This is a genomic window from Providencia rettgeri (assembly GCF_041075285.1).
In the GTDB taxonomy this organism is placed as follows: Bacteria; Pseudomonadota; Gammaproteobacteria; order Enterobacterales; family Enterobacteriaceae; genus Providencia; species Providencia rettgeri_G.
On the sequence record NZ_CP163512.1, the window covers coordinates 572,949 to 587,359 of the forward strand.

A 14,411-nucleotide genomic window follows, 5' to 3' on the forward strand; every position below is an offset into this window, starting at 1 on the left:
TTGATATAAAAACAGGTTAAAAATGAACACACTGCAATTTAAATTTGCACCTGCGGCAACATTGGTCATCAGCGCGTTTTGTTCGGTATCGGTAGTGGCGAAAAATGACATTAACCAAAGCGCTATCTCAGAGAGTTCAGTGATGATTGTCACCGCCCCTATTGATTCACCGTTAACAATTAGCACGTCACCGAAAACACCAAGACAGCCTGTTCCTGCCAGTGATGGTGCTGATTACCTCAAAACCATTCCAGGTTTTTCTCAAATTCGTAATGGCGGAACGAACGGCGACCCTGTGTTTCGAGGTATGTTTGGTTCACGTTTACGTATTTTAACCAACGATAGTGAAATGTTGGGGGCTTGCCCGTCACGGATGGATGCGCCAACATCGTATATATCCCCTGAAAACTTTGATGTCCTCAACATGATTAAAGGGCCTCAAACGGTACTTTGGGGGCCAGGCAACTCAGCGGGAACCGTTCGTTTTGAACGCGAGAAACCCCTTTTTACCGAGGCGGGATTTAAAGGTAATGCAAGCGCATTAACCGCGTCGAATCAACGTTGGGACGCCAACGGGGATGTCAGCTTAGGCAATGAGACGGGCTATATGCGTGTGATAGGTAATAAATCGCGCGCTGATGATTATAAAGATGGTAATGGTAAAAAAGTGCCTTCGAAATGGGACAAATGGAACGCCGATATTGCATTGGGTTGGACGCCTGATGAATACACATTACTCGAACTGACCGCTGGAAAAGGGGATGGGGAAGCGCGTTATGCAGGACGCGGAATGGATGGCTCTCAATTTAAACGCGAAAGTTATGGTGTACGCTTTGAGAAAAGTAATATAGGTGATGTTCTCGATAAAGTAGAAGCTAATGCGTATTACAACTATGCCGATCATATTATGGATAACTATTCTCTGCGTTCCCCCTCTGGCGGTGGAATGGGGGGGCATATGGGGATGGGGCACGGTAGCCACGGTATGATGAATATGCCAATGAAAATGCGGGTTGACCGTGAAACTATCGGGGGACGTGTAATGGGAACATGGTTATGGACAGACTATGAACTGCGTGCCGGCGGCGATCTGCAAACCAATAAGCATCGCAGTAAAAATACCCATGGTTGGGTGAAAGATGCGCAATTCCAAGATTACGGCCTATTTAGTGAATTAACGTGGCAAGCCACCACATATGGCAAAGTTGTCAGCGGAGTACGTTTAGATCGTGTGATTGTCGAAAATAATAAAGAAGTTGGCTCTTCAGGGCGTAACACTGTCATGCCAGCAGGCTTTGCGCGTTATGAACATTCTCTGGAAAATACCCCTGTCATGTTGTATGCCGGTGTCGGCTATACCGAACGTTTTCCTGATTATTGGGAGCTATTTTCACCGAAAATCGGGCCAGACGGCACAAGTAATGTTTTTGACCGCTTAAAAACAGAAAAAACCACACAGTTGGATATGGGAGCAAAATATAGCGATGAAAAGACCAATGCGTGGGTTTCTGCCTATGTAGGACGTGTTGATGATTTTATCCTTTTCCGCTATAGCGCCAGCAATCCACGGATGAGCCAAGTGAAAAATGTCAATGCCTTGATTATGGGGGGAGAGTTAGGTATCGCACAAAAACTCAGTGATGAGTGGAAAGCCGATGCCAGCCTTGCCTATGCATGGGGGGAAAATCGAACGGACGGTAAAGCGCTACCACAGATGCCTCCACTTGAAACTCGCTTCGGGTTGTCATGGGAAAAAGGGGATTGGACAACAACAGGGTTAATGCGTGTTGTCAGCCGTCAAAGCCGTGTTGCCATTAATGACGGTAATGTAGTTGGGAAAGACTTTAGCAAAAGTGCGGGCTTTACCCTTTTTTCTTTAAATACCGCGTATAAAGTGAATGAAAGTGTGAAATTAAGTGCTGGGGTTGATAACTTATTTGATAAAACCTACAGCGAACACTTAAATTTAGCTGGTAATAGCGGGTTTGGCTATTCATCCAATGTACCAGTGAATGAGCCAGGTAGAACATTTTGGGCTAAAGTGAATGTAACTTTTTAATCGGTGATAAAAAAATAACCCGCTATTTATTAGCGGGTTGAGGTTGTTGACAAAGTGGGATAAAAGCGTGGTTTTTCCCACTTTGTGTTATCAGGCGAAAATCAATATATTGATTTTCCTTGTTTATTTTCAAAACCTATCCAACCTGCCGCCAAACATGTTATGTTTGTCAGCAGTCTGAACCCGCTATTTATTAGCGGGTTATTAATAATACTTTAAATTATAACAGGGATATAATAATTGAGTTCCTGAATGTAGCTATGTGGGTCATTAATAAAGTCATGGTAGGTTGGTTTAGATTTCAGCACGTAGAGCTCAACATCCGAACCATTGCCACGTACAATATCCATCTCCGCTAAGACCTTTCCATAGGCAGTGTAAATGATATCGTTATAATCAATTCCTTGAAGGCTACTGTCGAATTTAATTTCTAAATAATTTCCCGTAGGCACTTGTAAGCTTTTTGCCTGCGCAGGGACGATATCGACATCTTTTTCGTCTAAAGCGGTTGTATATAAGAAACGACCTTCTTCATTTACATTTGGATCAACACCATGGATAGCGTATAAGTTTCGTGTAACATATTGATTTTTATCAAGGAACGATTTCCAATAATGGCGTCTAAGTTCTTCTGTTTTGAGGTTCCACTCGTTGATATCTTGAGTGTAACGGTGTTGTACGCCGAGTAAATTTATCGCAGGAAGTTGCGTTAATTTAACTTGCACTTGTAATGCTTTACTGTCTCGTAAAGGAAGGCGGAACCCATCGACTTTCCAGCCTTCACGTTTACGGTCCTCTGAGGGGGTTAGGTTAAATTGTTTTTTGAAGGCTCGGCAAAATGTTTGCTGAGAATCAAAGCGATAGCGAAGAGAAATATCCATGATACTATCGTTAGTTAACCGTAAGGCGACGGCGGAACAAGATAAGCGCCTTGCACGAATATAAGAGCCTAAAGCTAATCCTGTCTGGTTTTTAAACAGGCGCTGAAAGTGCCATTTTGTATATCCTGACCTATCGGCGACGGTATCAAGAGATAGGCGAGATTCCAAGTTTTCTTCAATCCAAAGAATGATTTCTCTGATAACGCTTTCTTGTAGCATGATTATCCTTTCATTTCTCTTTTACTTAAGACCAACAGAATGCAGAACTATTAATAGTGGTGGTTGATATTAAGTGGGTATTCATGGGTGCTCTGAATAGGATAACATGTTTACTGGCAATTTAATTAAAAAGATGTGAAGTTAAGTAAGTTTTGTTACCGTTTTTCTTAGCACAAAATCAATGTGATACGCTTTTTTTGTGTGTGCGTGACTTTCATTCAATATAATAATATTAAAATTTAATTCATTATTTCCAACCTAAATTAGATATTAAAGAAAAATAAAACAACTTCACTTTAAGAATGTCATTAATTGATGGTTTTTTAATGATTATTTGCAAAAGCATTATTAAAAATAAAATCACATCATCTATTTGTTGAAAAAAGGCTTATTTTAAAAGTTATTTGGATGGTTTTTTATATATTTTACTTTTTTTTATTGAAAAAATAACTTTTGCTGGATGAACTTGTCTTTTTGATTAATTTTGCTAGTGGAAACTTATTGATACGATTGACAACAAATTGTCACGTTAATCTTAATGAAATAACAATAAATAGCATATAATGATTTTATAATATGAAAAAAATAAGCTAAAATTTTACTTTGATTTAAAAATCTATTGTACAATTATAATGTTATTACGAGATTAATCCGAAAAAGATTGTTTTAGTTGTTATTTGTTGAATAAAAATGTGACTTGCATCAATAATTAAATGTAACATTGAAAGTAAATAAGTTATTTTATTTCAATGTGTTATTTCTGTTTTGGCTTTTTTTGATGAGTGAGATAGTCTTATTATGACGTGTTTAACTTAAATTTTATTATCATAAATCAATTTATAGAGTTAAATCTGATGATAATTTACGCATCCATTATTTATTTTGTTTTAAAAAATTAGGGGGAATTATGAGTAAAAATAATATCGCTAAAATGTTAGGTATTAAAATTCGTATGCAGCGTGAAAGTCATAAAATGAGCATTAAGCAAACAGCTACTTTAATTGGTGTTTCAGAGGATGAAATGAATCGTTTTGAGAATGGTGACAGCTGTATTGATGTTGATTCATTGTTTCAGTTTGCCTATCTGTTTAATTTAGAGCCAACGACTTTCTTATATGGCGTGGTTAACATTAATAGTGGAGCGCGTAGCACATTGCATTAACCCGTTATCGTTTTAAAACGTTATTAGATGATTAATTAATTAGATGAATTAATAACGGTTAGTATTTTAATTCGCTTTTTAGTGTATTCAAAAAATGAAAGCTGACGATAATTTAAATGATTTCAGCATGTTAAAATAAGTCACTACTTAACTTATTCGATTTTTGTGTTTTATCTTAAATAAAGCCACTAATATTTAGCTGGTTTATTATTTGATTAGTGAGTTTATTAGTTTGTAACCAGTGAGATACCTGTACTGATTTTGTATCACCACGTAGCTTCAGAACAAACTGATCTAGCTGCCTAACAATAACATTATCTTCATTAATATTCTGATTTTCTTGGTTAAAAACGAGTTTGTTTTCTACTTCATAGCTATGGTTACACTGCTTAAGGGACAGTTTATCGGATAGGTATCCGCTATTAAAAAACAGTTCAAATGAAATGAGTAACCCGCTTTTATGGCGAAGGTTTATGATGAGTACATCACCATCCTCCATTTTTGCGAACGGATGTGAATATTGAATTGAAGCAGTGGTTAGCGAAAAATCGGGTAATAACAGAAGGAGTAATTCAACTTGCTGCGTTAGTACGCTACGCAGTGTATTGAAAGGTAGTCTGTTTTCAGGTTCTATGATCCGATGGGAAGAAAGTCGTAATAACCCTGTTTCAGTTCCATTGTTGGCTAATAAAGAGGATTTTAATTGAGCAAATGACGCTTCAAAAGAAAGTATAGGGCTGTAATTGATGCGAGCCTCGTTACGCTTTGCTCGTTTAACTAACTCATTTAGCTCAGATTCATCATAATTTGGGATATTATTGAGTAAAAGATCTTTACCCGCATCAATAACACGTTCTATCGTAAATTTGAGTAACTCATCACTGCAAACGGAAGTCATAATGATGGAGTTTACTTCCTCATTATTAACTACTTCCTCTATTTTCCGCTTTTGACACATAAAATAGGTCATGGAAGGTAGAGGTGGATCGATATTGCAAACACCTTTGAGTTCACAGTGGTGTGAGCTTAATTTAATTGCTTGAATATAAGGTAAATTCTGGGTGTGTGTGCCAATTAAACCAACACCAGTACGCTCTAGGGACATGATGGAATGCTGCTCTTCAAGTAAACGAAGATGACCAAGTAAATACAGAAAATGTGTGTTTACCATGCTTTTATCCCTACGTTTGGTGTATATCATAAATTTACATAATCTCAACATAGCAGGGTGAAATAATAATTTCATTTGAATGTTTTGTTGGAACTTGTATTTTCTGATGTAACTCACAATTTATCGAAAATAATGTCAGAAAATCACAGTTAAGATGTCGAGTTATACGAAAAAACGCAGGGTGAGTTAAGAAAACAGATATAAGGTAAGCAAAGGGAAGGCGCTTAAATCATGGAGGTGTGAGGTAAGCGCCTTTAAAGTTAAACGAGTTTACTGCCTTGCCGATAGGCTAAGGCAACGGTCAATGATTGTGCTAAACATAATGTGGCGGATTGAGAGCGAAACGCATCAACTTGTGCTTCTTTGATCACAAAACATACATCACTAAAGCTGGCTAATGGACTAATTTGGCTATCGGTGATGACAATCTGTTTTGCCCCTGCCTGCGCAGCTTTTTCACTTACCATTACGGTTTCTGAAGCGTATGGCGTGAAGCTAATGGATATCACAACATCATTTTCGCTGATCCGACTTATTTGTTCTTTAAACATCCCACCGAGGCCATCAATTAACACAGGTCGACACTCTAAATGGCTAAGAGCATAGCTTAAATAAGTCGCGACACTAAAAGAACGGCGTAAGCCAATAATATAAACATTTTGTGCATCCGCTAACAATGACACCGCTTTTTCCATATCTTCTGCGGGTGTTCTAGCCGCCATTTGTTGTAAGGCTTGGGCGTTAGAATGGGCGAATTCTTTTAAAATATGCGCAGGATCATCACTTAATTCTTGTTCACTATCCATTTCACGAAAGAGCCTCGCTCTATCGGTATAACTCGCGGTTTCCTCGACTAAATTCATACGAAACAGTTGTTTCATTTCATTAAAGCCACTGAAATCGAATGCATTTGCAAAACGGATCAGCGTGGATGGCGGTACGTTGGCCTCTTTGGCAATAACAGCAACAGTATCAAATGCGACACTGTTAGTGTTGTCGAGGACATACCTTGCCACCTGTTGTAAGCGTTTGCTTAGCTCGTCATAACGAGCACGAACTTGCTCTTGAAACTCATTTAAATTTGATGCACTTGACATATAACCTCCATGATTTGGCTCTAATTGTAGTTGTTTTGTGCCGTTAGTCGAATCTTTTTGAAACAATTAGTTCATATGACGCCGCCTTTTCTCTACTGTTATCTTAACTAATTTGAGCTTCAGTCAGTAAATTGAATGGCTTAGCGCAAATTTTTCTTTTTGTTCAATAGGCAGTGTAGCAACATTTTTCATGATAAATAGGCATGCTAATTGCTTGGATAGTGGATGAAAAGAGTTTTTGAAACACACGTCTTTAACGTGAATAGAAAATTTCATAAAAACTTTGTCTGGATCACATATATTGAATGTTATTTCAATTTCAGTTGAAAATGAAACAAATATTTCATATACATTAAATAACACAAAGTAACTCTATCAGCTAAAGAGAGGCAGCATGGAACAGATTCATAATTTCATTGGTGGTGAAATCGTATCCAGTCAAAGTGGGCGTTTTGCGCCAGTATTTAACCCTGCAACAGGGACGCAAATTGCACAAGTCGGACTTAGCAGCGCTGATGAAACAAAAAACGCCATTAAAGTTGCGCATAAAGCCTTTCCTAAATGGGCTAAATTATCACCATTAAAACGCTCTCGTATCCTGTTTAAATTCAAGTCATTACTTGAAGATAATATGGATGATTTAGCACGTTTGATTTCGAAAGAACACGGTAAAGTTTTTTCTGATGCGCTTGGTGAGTTAACGCGTGGCCTTGAAGTGGTTGAATTTGCTTGTGGTATTCCACACTTACAAAAAGGTGAACACTCCGCTAATGTAGCGACTGGCGTCGATAGCCATTCATTAATGCAACCATTGGGGGTGTGTGCAGGTATCACACCGTTTAACTTCCCTGCAATGGTGCCAATGTGGATGTTCCCAGTAGCGATTGCAACGGGGAATACTTTCGTTTTAAAACCGTCAGAGAAAGATCCTTCTTTGGCATTAGCATTGGCAAAACTGTTAAAAGAAGCGGGTTTACCCGATGGGGTGTTTAACGTTGTACAAGGGGATAAAGAGTCCGTCGATGTATTATTGACAGCCCCTGAAGTACAAGCGGTGAGTTTTGTTGGTTCAACACCAATTGCGGAATACATTTATACCACCGCATCTGCCCATGGTAAGCGTTGCCAAGCATTAGGTGGTGCAAAAAATCATTGTATTTTAATGCCAGACGCGGACATGGGACAGGCGGCAAATGCCATTATGGGGGCTGCTTTTGGTGCTGCGGGTGAGCGCTGTATGGCCTTGTCCGTTGTGCTAGCGGTGGGGGATGAAACCGCGGATGCGTTGATTGAAAACTTGAAAGGCCAAATTGCCAAAATGACCGTGGGCCCTGGTATTACTGAAGGCAAAGAAAACGACATGGGGCCGGTGATCTCAGCACAGCATAAAGCTAAAATTTGTGACTATATTACCAGTGGTGAAAAACAAGGTGCGACCTTGTTAGTTGATGGTCGCGATTTTAAAGTCACAGGCTTTGAAAATGGTTATTTCGTCGGGCCAACATTATTTGATAATGTCACCCCTGAAATGGACATTTATAAAGAAGAAATTTTTGGGCCGGTTCTTGCCATCGTGCGTGTTCCTGATTTTGAAACAGGTTTAAAACTGATTAATCAACACGAATATGGCAATGGAACAGCCATTTTTACTCGTGATGGTGAAACGGCACGTGAATTCCAAGAGAATGTGCAAGCGGGGATGGTCGGAATTAATATTCCAATCCCTGTTCCGATGGCGTTCCATAGCTTTGGTGGATGGAAACGTTCAATTTTTGGCCCCTTAAATGTGCATGGAAATGACGGTGTACGCTTTTATACACGCATGAAAACAGTGACAAGCCGTTGGCCTGCGAGTGTGCGCTTAGAGCATCACGAAAGCAGTTTCACAATGCCCACCATGGAATAAATGGAGACCCAGATGAATAAGCAGAAAATGACCACAGCTCAAGCATTGGTAAAGTTTCTTAACCAACAATATGTTGATGTCGATGGTGAGCAGTATCCGTTTATTCAGGGAGTATTTACGATTTTTGGCCATGGTAACGTTGTAGGTTTAGGACAGGCGCTTGAAGAAGCGCCAGGTCACCTGCGCGTTTATCAAGGATGTAACGAGCAAGGCATGGCGCATATTGCAACAGGTTTTGCTAAGCAAAAGAAACGTAAACAAATTTTTGCAGTTACCTCTTCTGTAGGTCCTGGTGCGGCGAATATGATCACCGCTGCTGCGACCGCGACGGCAAACCGTATCCCATTGTTATTATTACCGGGTGACACATTTGCTACCCGTCAACCTGATCCTGTTTTACAACAAGTTGAGCAATATGGTGATGGTACAATCAGCACCAACGATTGTTTCCGCCCTGTTTCCCGTTATTGGGACCGAATTTCACGTCCAGAACAATTGATGGCAGCAATGGTTAATGCGATGCGTGTGTTAACTGATCCCGCCGATACAGGGGCGGTGACCATTTGTTTACCACAAGATGTGCAAGGAGAGGCGTGGGACTACCCTGACTACTTCTTTGAAAAACGCGTTCATCGTATCGAGCGCCGTCCTGCAACCACGGTGAGTATTGAAGAGGCAGTTGCCTTAATCCAACGTAAGAAAAAACCGCTATTAGTGTGTGGCGGCGGGGTGCGTTATTCAGAAGCGCATGATGCATTTGTGCAATTTGCAGAAAATTACAACATTCCATTTGGGGAAACCCAAGCAGGGAAAAGTGCCATTATAGCCAGCCATCCACTTAATGTGGGAGGGATAGGAACAACGGGAGGATTAGCCGCCAACTTACTGGCTAAAGAAGCCGACCTTGTTATTGGTGTCGGTACGCGGTTTACTGATTTTACTACAGCTTCTAAGTCTTTGTTTAGCAATCCTGAGGTTAAATTCTTAAATATCAATGTAGCGGAATTTGATGCAAGTAAATTGGATGCGTTAAAAGTGGTCGCAGATGCAAAAGAAGGGCTGCAAGCACTGGATGCCAAAATGAAAGGGACAGGCTACCAAGGACAATGGGGCGATGAAATCAAACAGGCTAAAGCACAATGGAAAAATGAGCTTGATCGTTTGTTTAGCATTCAGTATCAACCGTTGGATTTTGTACCAGAAATTGCCGGGCACCTTGATGATAAGCTCGAAGAGTATCGTAAAGCACTGGGCACGGAATTAACACAGACTCGTGTACTGGGGCTGATGCAGCAACATATGGAAGACAATGCCATCATTGTGGGGGCTGCCGGCTCATTACCCGGTGATTTACAACGTATTTGGTTGCCAAAACAACCTGATACCTATCATTTAGAGTATGGCTATTCTTGTATGGGGTATGAAATAGCGGCCGCTGTCGGTGCTAAAATTGCAGCACCTCAACAGCCTGTGTATGCGATGGTCGGCGATGGCTCTTATTTGATGTTACACAGTGAATTGCAAACGGCTATCCAAGAGAACATTAAAATTACCATTTTATTGTTTGATAACGCAGGGTTTGGTTGTATTAACAATTTACAGATGAGCCAAGGCATGGGCAGTTTTGGGACTGAAAACCGTCATAGAAACCCACAAACAGGCTTAATGGATGGGCCATTAGTGAAGGTCGACTTTGCCAAAAATGCCGAAAGTTATGGTTGTAAAAGTTATCGGGTACACGATGAAGCTCAGTTGGTGGAGGCCCTTGAAGGGGCTAAAGAACACTCTGGTTGCGTATTGATTGACATTAAAGTGTTGCCAAAAACAATGACAAATGGTTATGAAGCTTGGTGGCGTACAGGTACGGCACAAGTGTCTGAGAAACCAGAAATCGTTGCGGCAGCCGAGCGCATTAAGCAAATGGTTGAGAACAACGTTCGCCTCTATTAATGGCTGTTTTGTTTATCTGAAAATTGTCATCGGCGGTTACTGACCGCCGAAAATAGGCTTGGAGGTACTCTCTCTAACGTCAACATCGTCAGGTAGGGTCGTTATTGGAAAATTTGCAAGGATTGCATTTCACTTTATATTCTACGTGGCTAATTTACCTGTTAGCTTTGTCTACTTATGCCCAGCTTTTGCTGGGTTTTTTTATGGTTTTAATGGTTTAAAAAACAATATGTTGAAATATATATTCCAAAAAATGGTGTCGCTAAGATGTTAAAAGAAGTATTGAAAGAAAATAGCGCAATAAAGTGCAGACTTTATTGTCAAATATTGATAGGTTGCATTATTGTTTTGTGATCTAAGCGACACTAAAAATCCACTTTAATGTAACATTTGTTACCTAGCGCCCAAAAATATAATTTCCAAATAATTATAAATTGAAATGAACGTTTTATTTGGTATATTTCTTACTATCCAAATAGTGGATTTAAAGTATCAAGGAGCATTTGAATGTTCAACATAGCACTATTCGGCGCAGGACGTATCGGACAGGTTCATGCTGTTAATATTGCCGGCCATAAAGAAACCGCACTTTATTCTGTTATCGATCCCTATCAACCCAATGCGGTTGCCTTGGCTGAAAAATACCAAGCAAAAGTGCAAACCACAGAAGAAGCAATGCAAGACCCGAATGTTCATGGTGTGCTGATTGCCTCTGCGACAGATACTCACGCTGATTTAATCGAACTTGCAGCGAAACACAAGAAAGTGATTTTCTGTGAAAAACCCGTTCACCTTGACCTTGAGCGTGTTAGACAGTGCTTAAAAAGCGTTAAAGAACATAATGTGCCATTGTTTATTGGCTTTAACCGCCGTTATGACCCACAATTTCGCCACCTGAAAAATTTATTCCAACAAGGCGCAATTGGTAAAGCCGAATCCTTAATTATTACTTCTCGTGATCCGTCTCCTCCACCAGCAGAATACGTTAAAGTGTCTGGCGGCATGTTCAGAGACATGACAATTCATGACTTTGATATGGCGCGCTTTATGATAGGCGAAGAGCCATGTTCAGTATTTGCTCAAGGCAGCAATGTGGTTGATCCTGCCATTGGTCAAGCTGGTGATATTGATACTGCATTTATTATTCTAAAATTCCCATCGGGTGCAATGGCTACGATTTCTAATAGTCGTCGTTCAGGTTACGGCTATGATCAGCGTATTGAATTACACGGTGAAAAAGGTCTACTCACTGCGGGGAATATTAAAGAAAACAGTGTGTCATTGTTAAGCGAAGCAGGGGCTTTATCGGCGAAACCAGAGTATTTCTTCTTACAACGTTATCATGAAGCTTATAAAGCCGAGTGGGAACACTTTGTGGATATTTTAGCCGGTCGCGCCACATCAGAAACGACAGGAACAGATGGTGAGTTAGCGCTGTATTTGGCGGATAAAGCACTTGAGTCATTAAAATCAGGTAAAGAAATTAAGTTGTAGCTTGTCTTTTTGACGATGTTTTAAATTCGATGACCAATCTGCGGGCGAAAAACTATTTTCGTCCGCCAATACAATGCCAAATATATTTAAATATTTTTCTAATAAATTAAATATAAAAAAATAGTGGACTTTGTTCTTAATTAAAAAACGCTACAGACTTTTTATATTCCGATATAGATTGAGGACTTTTTACAATCTTATTTTTTGTTCCTTTTGTTAACTTGTTGTATTCATTGTATTTAATTGAACTCCCTCTAATGGAGAGATTTAAAAACATAATGGAAGTTAATCAAATAGCGATTCAATTCAGCGTGTTAAAAAGTGTTTTCATTATTTAATCCTTAAATTAACGCATTGACTTAAATACTGAAAAGGCATTTTTTGACTGACATAATGATTCAAATAATAAGGTAATAATATGTCATTAATAATGAATCTCAACCAACAACAACGAAAAAGGTTGCACCAAATTACATTGGTAGCCACCTTTGGCGGATTGCTTTTCGGGTATGACACCGGTGTCATCAATGGCGCATTTTCATCATTAAAAGAAAATATGGGGCTCACGCCAACGACAGAAGGTTTAGTGATGAGTGTTCTGTTAGTTGGCGCCGCGCTCGGTAGTGTATGTGGCGGGCGTATTGCTGACTATGTGGGGCGACGGACTTACTTACTGTACCTGTCTTTTTTATTCTTATTTGGTGCTTTTTTATCCGCTGCTGCGCCGAATATTGAAGTCCTATTAGTTGCTAGGTTTATTCTAGGGTTCGCTGTCGGTGGGGCTTCCGTGACTGCACCTACCTTTATCTCTGAAGTCGCACCGACAGAGATGCGGGGTAAATTAACAGGGCTAAATGAAGTCGCGATTGTTATCGGTCAATTAGCGGCGTTTGCAATTAACGCTATTATCGGTTCTATCTGGGGGCATTTACCTGACGTTTGGCGTTATATGTTGCTTGTTCAGGCTGTTCCTGCTTTGTGCTTATTATTTGGTATGTGGAGAGCGCCAGAAAGCCCACGTTGGTTAATGAGCAAAAATCGCCGTGAAGAAGCACTGGCTATTTTAAAGCAAATTCGTCCTGAAAAACGTGCATTGCAAGAGTTCGACGATATTGTCACATTGTTGGATGTTGAATCCGCAGAAGCCAAGAAAAATCCCGATGCCTATAAACGAAATCTAGCACTTATCTTCAATACCCCGTGGATTTTTAAATTGGTTCTCATTGGCATGGTGTGGGCAGCATTGCAGCAAACCACGGGTGTGAACGTCATTATGTACTACGGTACAGAAATTTTAAAAACAGCCGGTTTTTCTGAGCAAACATCGTTAGTTTTCAACGTACTTAATGGGGTGTTCTCCGTAGGTGGTATGGTTATTGGTGTACTGTTTTTAGTCGACCGCTTTAAAAGAAAAACGTTAATTGTCGGTGGTTTTGCACTGATGGCCTCATTACACTTATTAATCGCGGCGACGGATTACTTCTTAACAGGAGATGTGAAAGCCACGTTAATTTGGTTATTAGGTGCCGTGTTTGTAGGCGTGATGCAAGGAACGATGGGGTTCCTTACGTGGGTTGTATTGGCTGAGCTATTCCCTCTGAAAATTCGAGGCTTATCCATGGGGATCTCGGTTTTCTTTATGTGGATCATGAATGCGATTGTTAGCTATTTATTCCCAGTGTTGCAGGCAGAGCTAGGATTAGGTCCAGTGTTCTTGATTTTCGCTGTAATAAACTATCTCGCTATTGTTTTTGTCGTGAAGTTATTGCCTGAAACATCAAACAAATCTTTGGAACAGCTGGAAGAAGAGTTGTCGTCAATGTAATTACTGTGCATTCACAAGGTGAATGCACTCAATGAATTTACAAGAGGGTGGAATATGATTGAACAACTGACCACACAAAGTCTGCATTTAGGTTGCCAAGCGAGAAATAAAGCCGAAGTCTTGCAGATGGTTGGCGCTGAATTCAAACGTAAGGGCTATGTTGACAGGGATTGCGTCCACTTTTTAGCTGAACGAGAACAGCAAATCTCAACTTTTTTAGGAAATGGCATTACATTACCGCACTTGCCTAAATCAGCAAATGATATCATTTTGCACAGCGGTGTTGAGATTTTCCAATTTCCGGATGGCGTAATATGGGACAGAACCAATGTGATGTTTATTGCGATTGGTGTGATTGCAAAATCAAGAGAACATATTGATGTACTCAGAGAAATTGCCTTGATTTTTAGTGATGAATTTATTGCCAATGCGCTGTCGCTAACATCAAGTAAAGAAGAGTTTTTAAGTATTCTTCATCGTTAATATTTTCGTTGGGAAGCGGATAATTGTACGCTTCCCATTTCCTCTTATTTATCCTTTTTTATTCCATTTCATTTCACTAATTTCAAATTCGTTTCATTTTTTATGCCTGAAATCTCCGTTTTATAAGTTATTTTATTATTTTAATCTCTTTTAAATTATGTGAT

General features: G+C 39.8%; 10 protein-coding genes. 7 read left to right on the forward strand and 3 right to left on the reverse strand.

Features of this window, described 5'->3' with window-relative positions; all coding sequences use genetic code 11:
- The first annotated feature begins 22 nt into the window (after nt 1-22).
- Nucleotides 23-2,059, forward strand: coding sequence for a TonB-dependent copper receptor (locus AB6N04_RS02570; protein ID WP_369310366.1), 2,037 nt, complete (start codon nt 23-25; stop codon nt 2,057-2,059).
- A 215-nt stretch (nt 2,060-2,274) separates the two neighbouring features.
- On the opposite strand, the gene AB6N04_RS02575 is transcribed toward AB6N04_RS02570, so the two are convergent.
- Complete coding sequence (locus AB6N04_RS02575) at nt 2,275-3,159, reverse strand: helix-turn-helix domain-containing protein (RefSeq protein ID WP_369310367.1); 885 nt, start codon at nt 3,157-3,159, stop codon at nt 2,275-2,277.
- A 907-nt stretch (nt 3,160-4,066) separates the two neighbouring features.
- On the opposite strand from AB6N04_RS02575, the gene AB6N04_RS02580 reads away from it, so the two are divergent.
- Nucleotides 4,067-4,321, forward strand: a complete 255-nt coding sequence (locus AB6N04_RS02580; protein ID WP_369310368.1) for a helix-turn-helix domain-containing protein — start codon at nt 4,067-4,069, stop codon at nt 4,319-4,321.
- 175 nt (nt 4,322-4,496) lie between these two features.
- Here AB6N04_RS02580 and AB6N04_RS02585 read toward each other — a convergent pair whose 3' ends face one another.
- Together AB6N04_RS02585 and AB6N04_RS02590 are read right to left on the reverse strand one after the other, a co-directional pair.
- Nucleotides 4,497-5,492, reverse strand: a complete 996-nt coding sequence (locus tag AB6N04_RS02585; protein WP_369310369.1) for a hypothetical protein — start codon at nt 5,490-5,492, stop codon at nt 4,497-4,499.
- Nucleotides 5,493-5,752: 260 nt separating this feature from the next.
- Nucleotides 5,753-6,589 carry a MurR/RpiR family transcriptional regulator gene (locus tag AB6N04_RS02590; RefSeq protein WP_369310370.1) on the reverse strand — a complete coding sequence of 279 codons (837 nt, stop codon included), beginning with the start codon at nt 6,587-6,589 and terminating at the stop codon, nt 5,753-5,755.
- Nucleotides 6,590-6,983: 394 nt separating this feature from the next.
- Between AB6N04_RS02590 and AB6N04_RS02595 the strand changes: the two genes are divergently transcribed.
- The 5 genes from AB6N04_RS02595 to AB6N04_RS02615 all read left to right on the forward strand — a co-directional run bounded on the left by AB6N04_RS02595 (nt 6,984) and on the right by AB6N04_RS02615 (nt 14,247).
- Entirely contained in the window at nt 6,984-8,495 is a 1,512-nt protein-coding gene (locus AB6N04_RS02595) for a CoA-acylating methylmalonate-semialdehyde dehydrogenase (protein ID WP_369310371.1), read from the forward strand.
- 12 nt (nt 8,496-8,507) lie between these two features.
- The gene (gene iolD, locus AB6N04_RS02600) at nt 8,508-10,445 is read left to right on the forward strand and encodes a 3D-(3,5/4)-trihydroxycyclohexane-1,2-dione acylhydrolase (decyclizing) (RefSeq protein ID WP_369310372.1); all 1,938 of its coding nucleotides are present in this window, start codon (nt 8,508-8,510) and stop codon (nt 10,443-10,445) included.
- A 507-nt stretch (nt 10,446-10,952) separates the two neighbouring features.
- Nucleotides 10,953-11,939, forward strand: coding sequence for an inositol 2-dehydrogenase (gene iolG / locus AB6N04_RS02605; RefSeq protein ID WP_369310373.1), 987 nt, complete (start codon nt 10,953-10,955; stop codon nt 11,937-11,939).
- Between the two features lie 418 nt (nt 11,940-12,357).
- The gene (locus AB6N04_RS02610; protein ID WP_369310374.1) at nt 12,358-13,764 is read left to right on the forward strand and encodes a sugar porter family MFS transporter; all 1,407 of its coding nucleotides are present in this window, start codon (nt 12,358-12,360) and stop codon (nt 13,762-13,764) included.
- 54 nt (nt 13,765-13,818) lie between these two features.
- Nucleotides 13,819-14,247, forward strand: a complete 429-nt coding sequence (locus AB6N04_RS02615; protein ID WP_369310375.1) for a PTS sugar transporter subunit IIA — start codon at nt 13,819-13,821, stop codon at nt 14,245-14,247.
- Nucleotides 14,248-14,411 lie beyond the last annotated feature (164 nt).

What these genes read in the sequence shown, in the direction of transcription:
- AB6N04_RS02570 (WP_369310366.1), top strand. Translation starts at nt 23, where the DNA reads ATGAACACACTGCAATTTAAATTTGCACCTGCGGCAACATTGGTCATC.
- AB6N04_RS02575 (WP_369310367.1), bottom strand. Translation starts at nt 3,159, where the DNA reads ATGCTACAAGAAAGCGTTATCAGAGAAATCATTCTTTGGATTGAAGAA.
- AB6N04_RS02580 (WP_369310368.1), top strand. Translation starts at nt 4,067, where the DNA reads ATGAGTAAAAATAATATCGCTAAAATGTTAGGTATTAAAATTCGTATG.
- AB6N04_RS02585 (WP_369310369.1), bottom strand. Translation starts at nt 5,492, where the DNA reads ATGGTAAACACACATTTTCTGTATTTACTTGGTCATCTTCGTTTACTT.
- AB6N04_RS02590 (WP_369310370.1), bottom strand. Translation starts at nt 6,589, where the DNA reads ATGTCAAGTGCATCAAATTTAAATGAGTTTCAAGAGCAAGTTCGTGCT.
- AB6N04_RS02595 (WP_369310371.1), top strand. Translation starts at nt 6,984, where the DNA reads ATGGAACAGATTCATAATTTCATTGGTGGTGAAATCGTATCCAGTCAA.
- iolD (WP_369310372.1), top strand. Translation starts at nt 8,508, where the DNA reads ATGAATAAGCAGAAAATGACCACAGCTCAAGCATTGGTAAAGTTTCTT.
- iolG (WP_369310373.1), top strand. Translation starts at nt 10,953, where the DNA reads ATGTTCAACATAGCACTATTCGGCGCAGGACGTATCGGACAGGTTCAT.
- AB6N04_RS02610 (WP_369310374.1), top strand. Translation starts at nt 12,358, where the DNA reads ATGTCATTAATAATGAATCTCAACCAACAACAACGAAAAAGGTTGCAC.
- AB6N04_RS02615 (WP_369310375.1), top strand. Translation starts at nt 13,819, where the DNA reads ATGATTGAACAACTGACCACACAAAGTCTGCATTTAGGTTGCCAAGCG.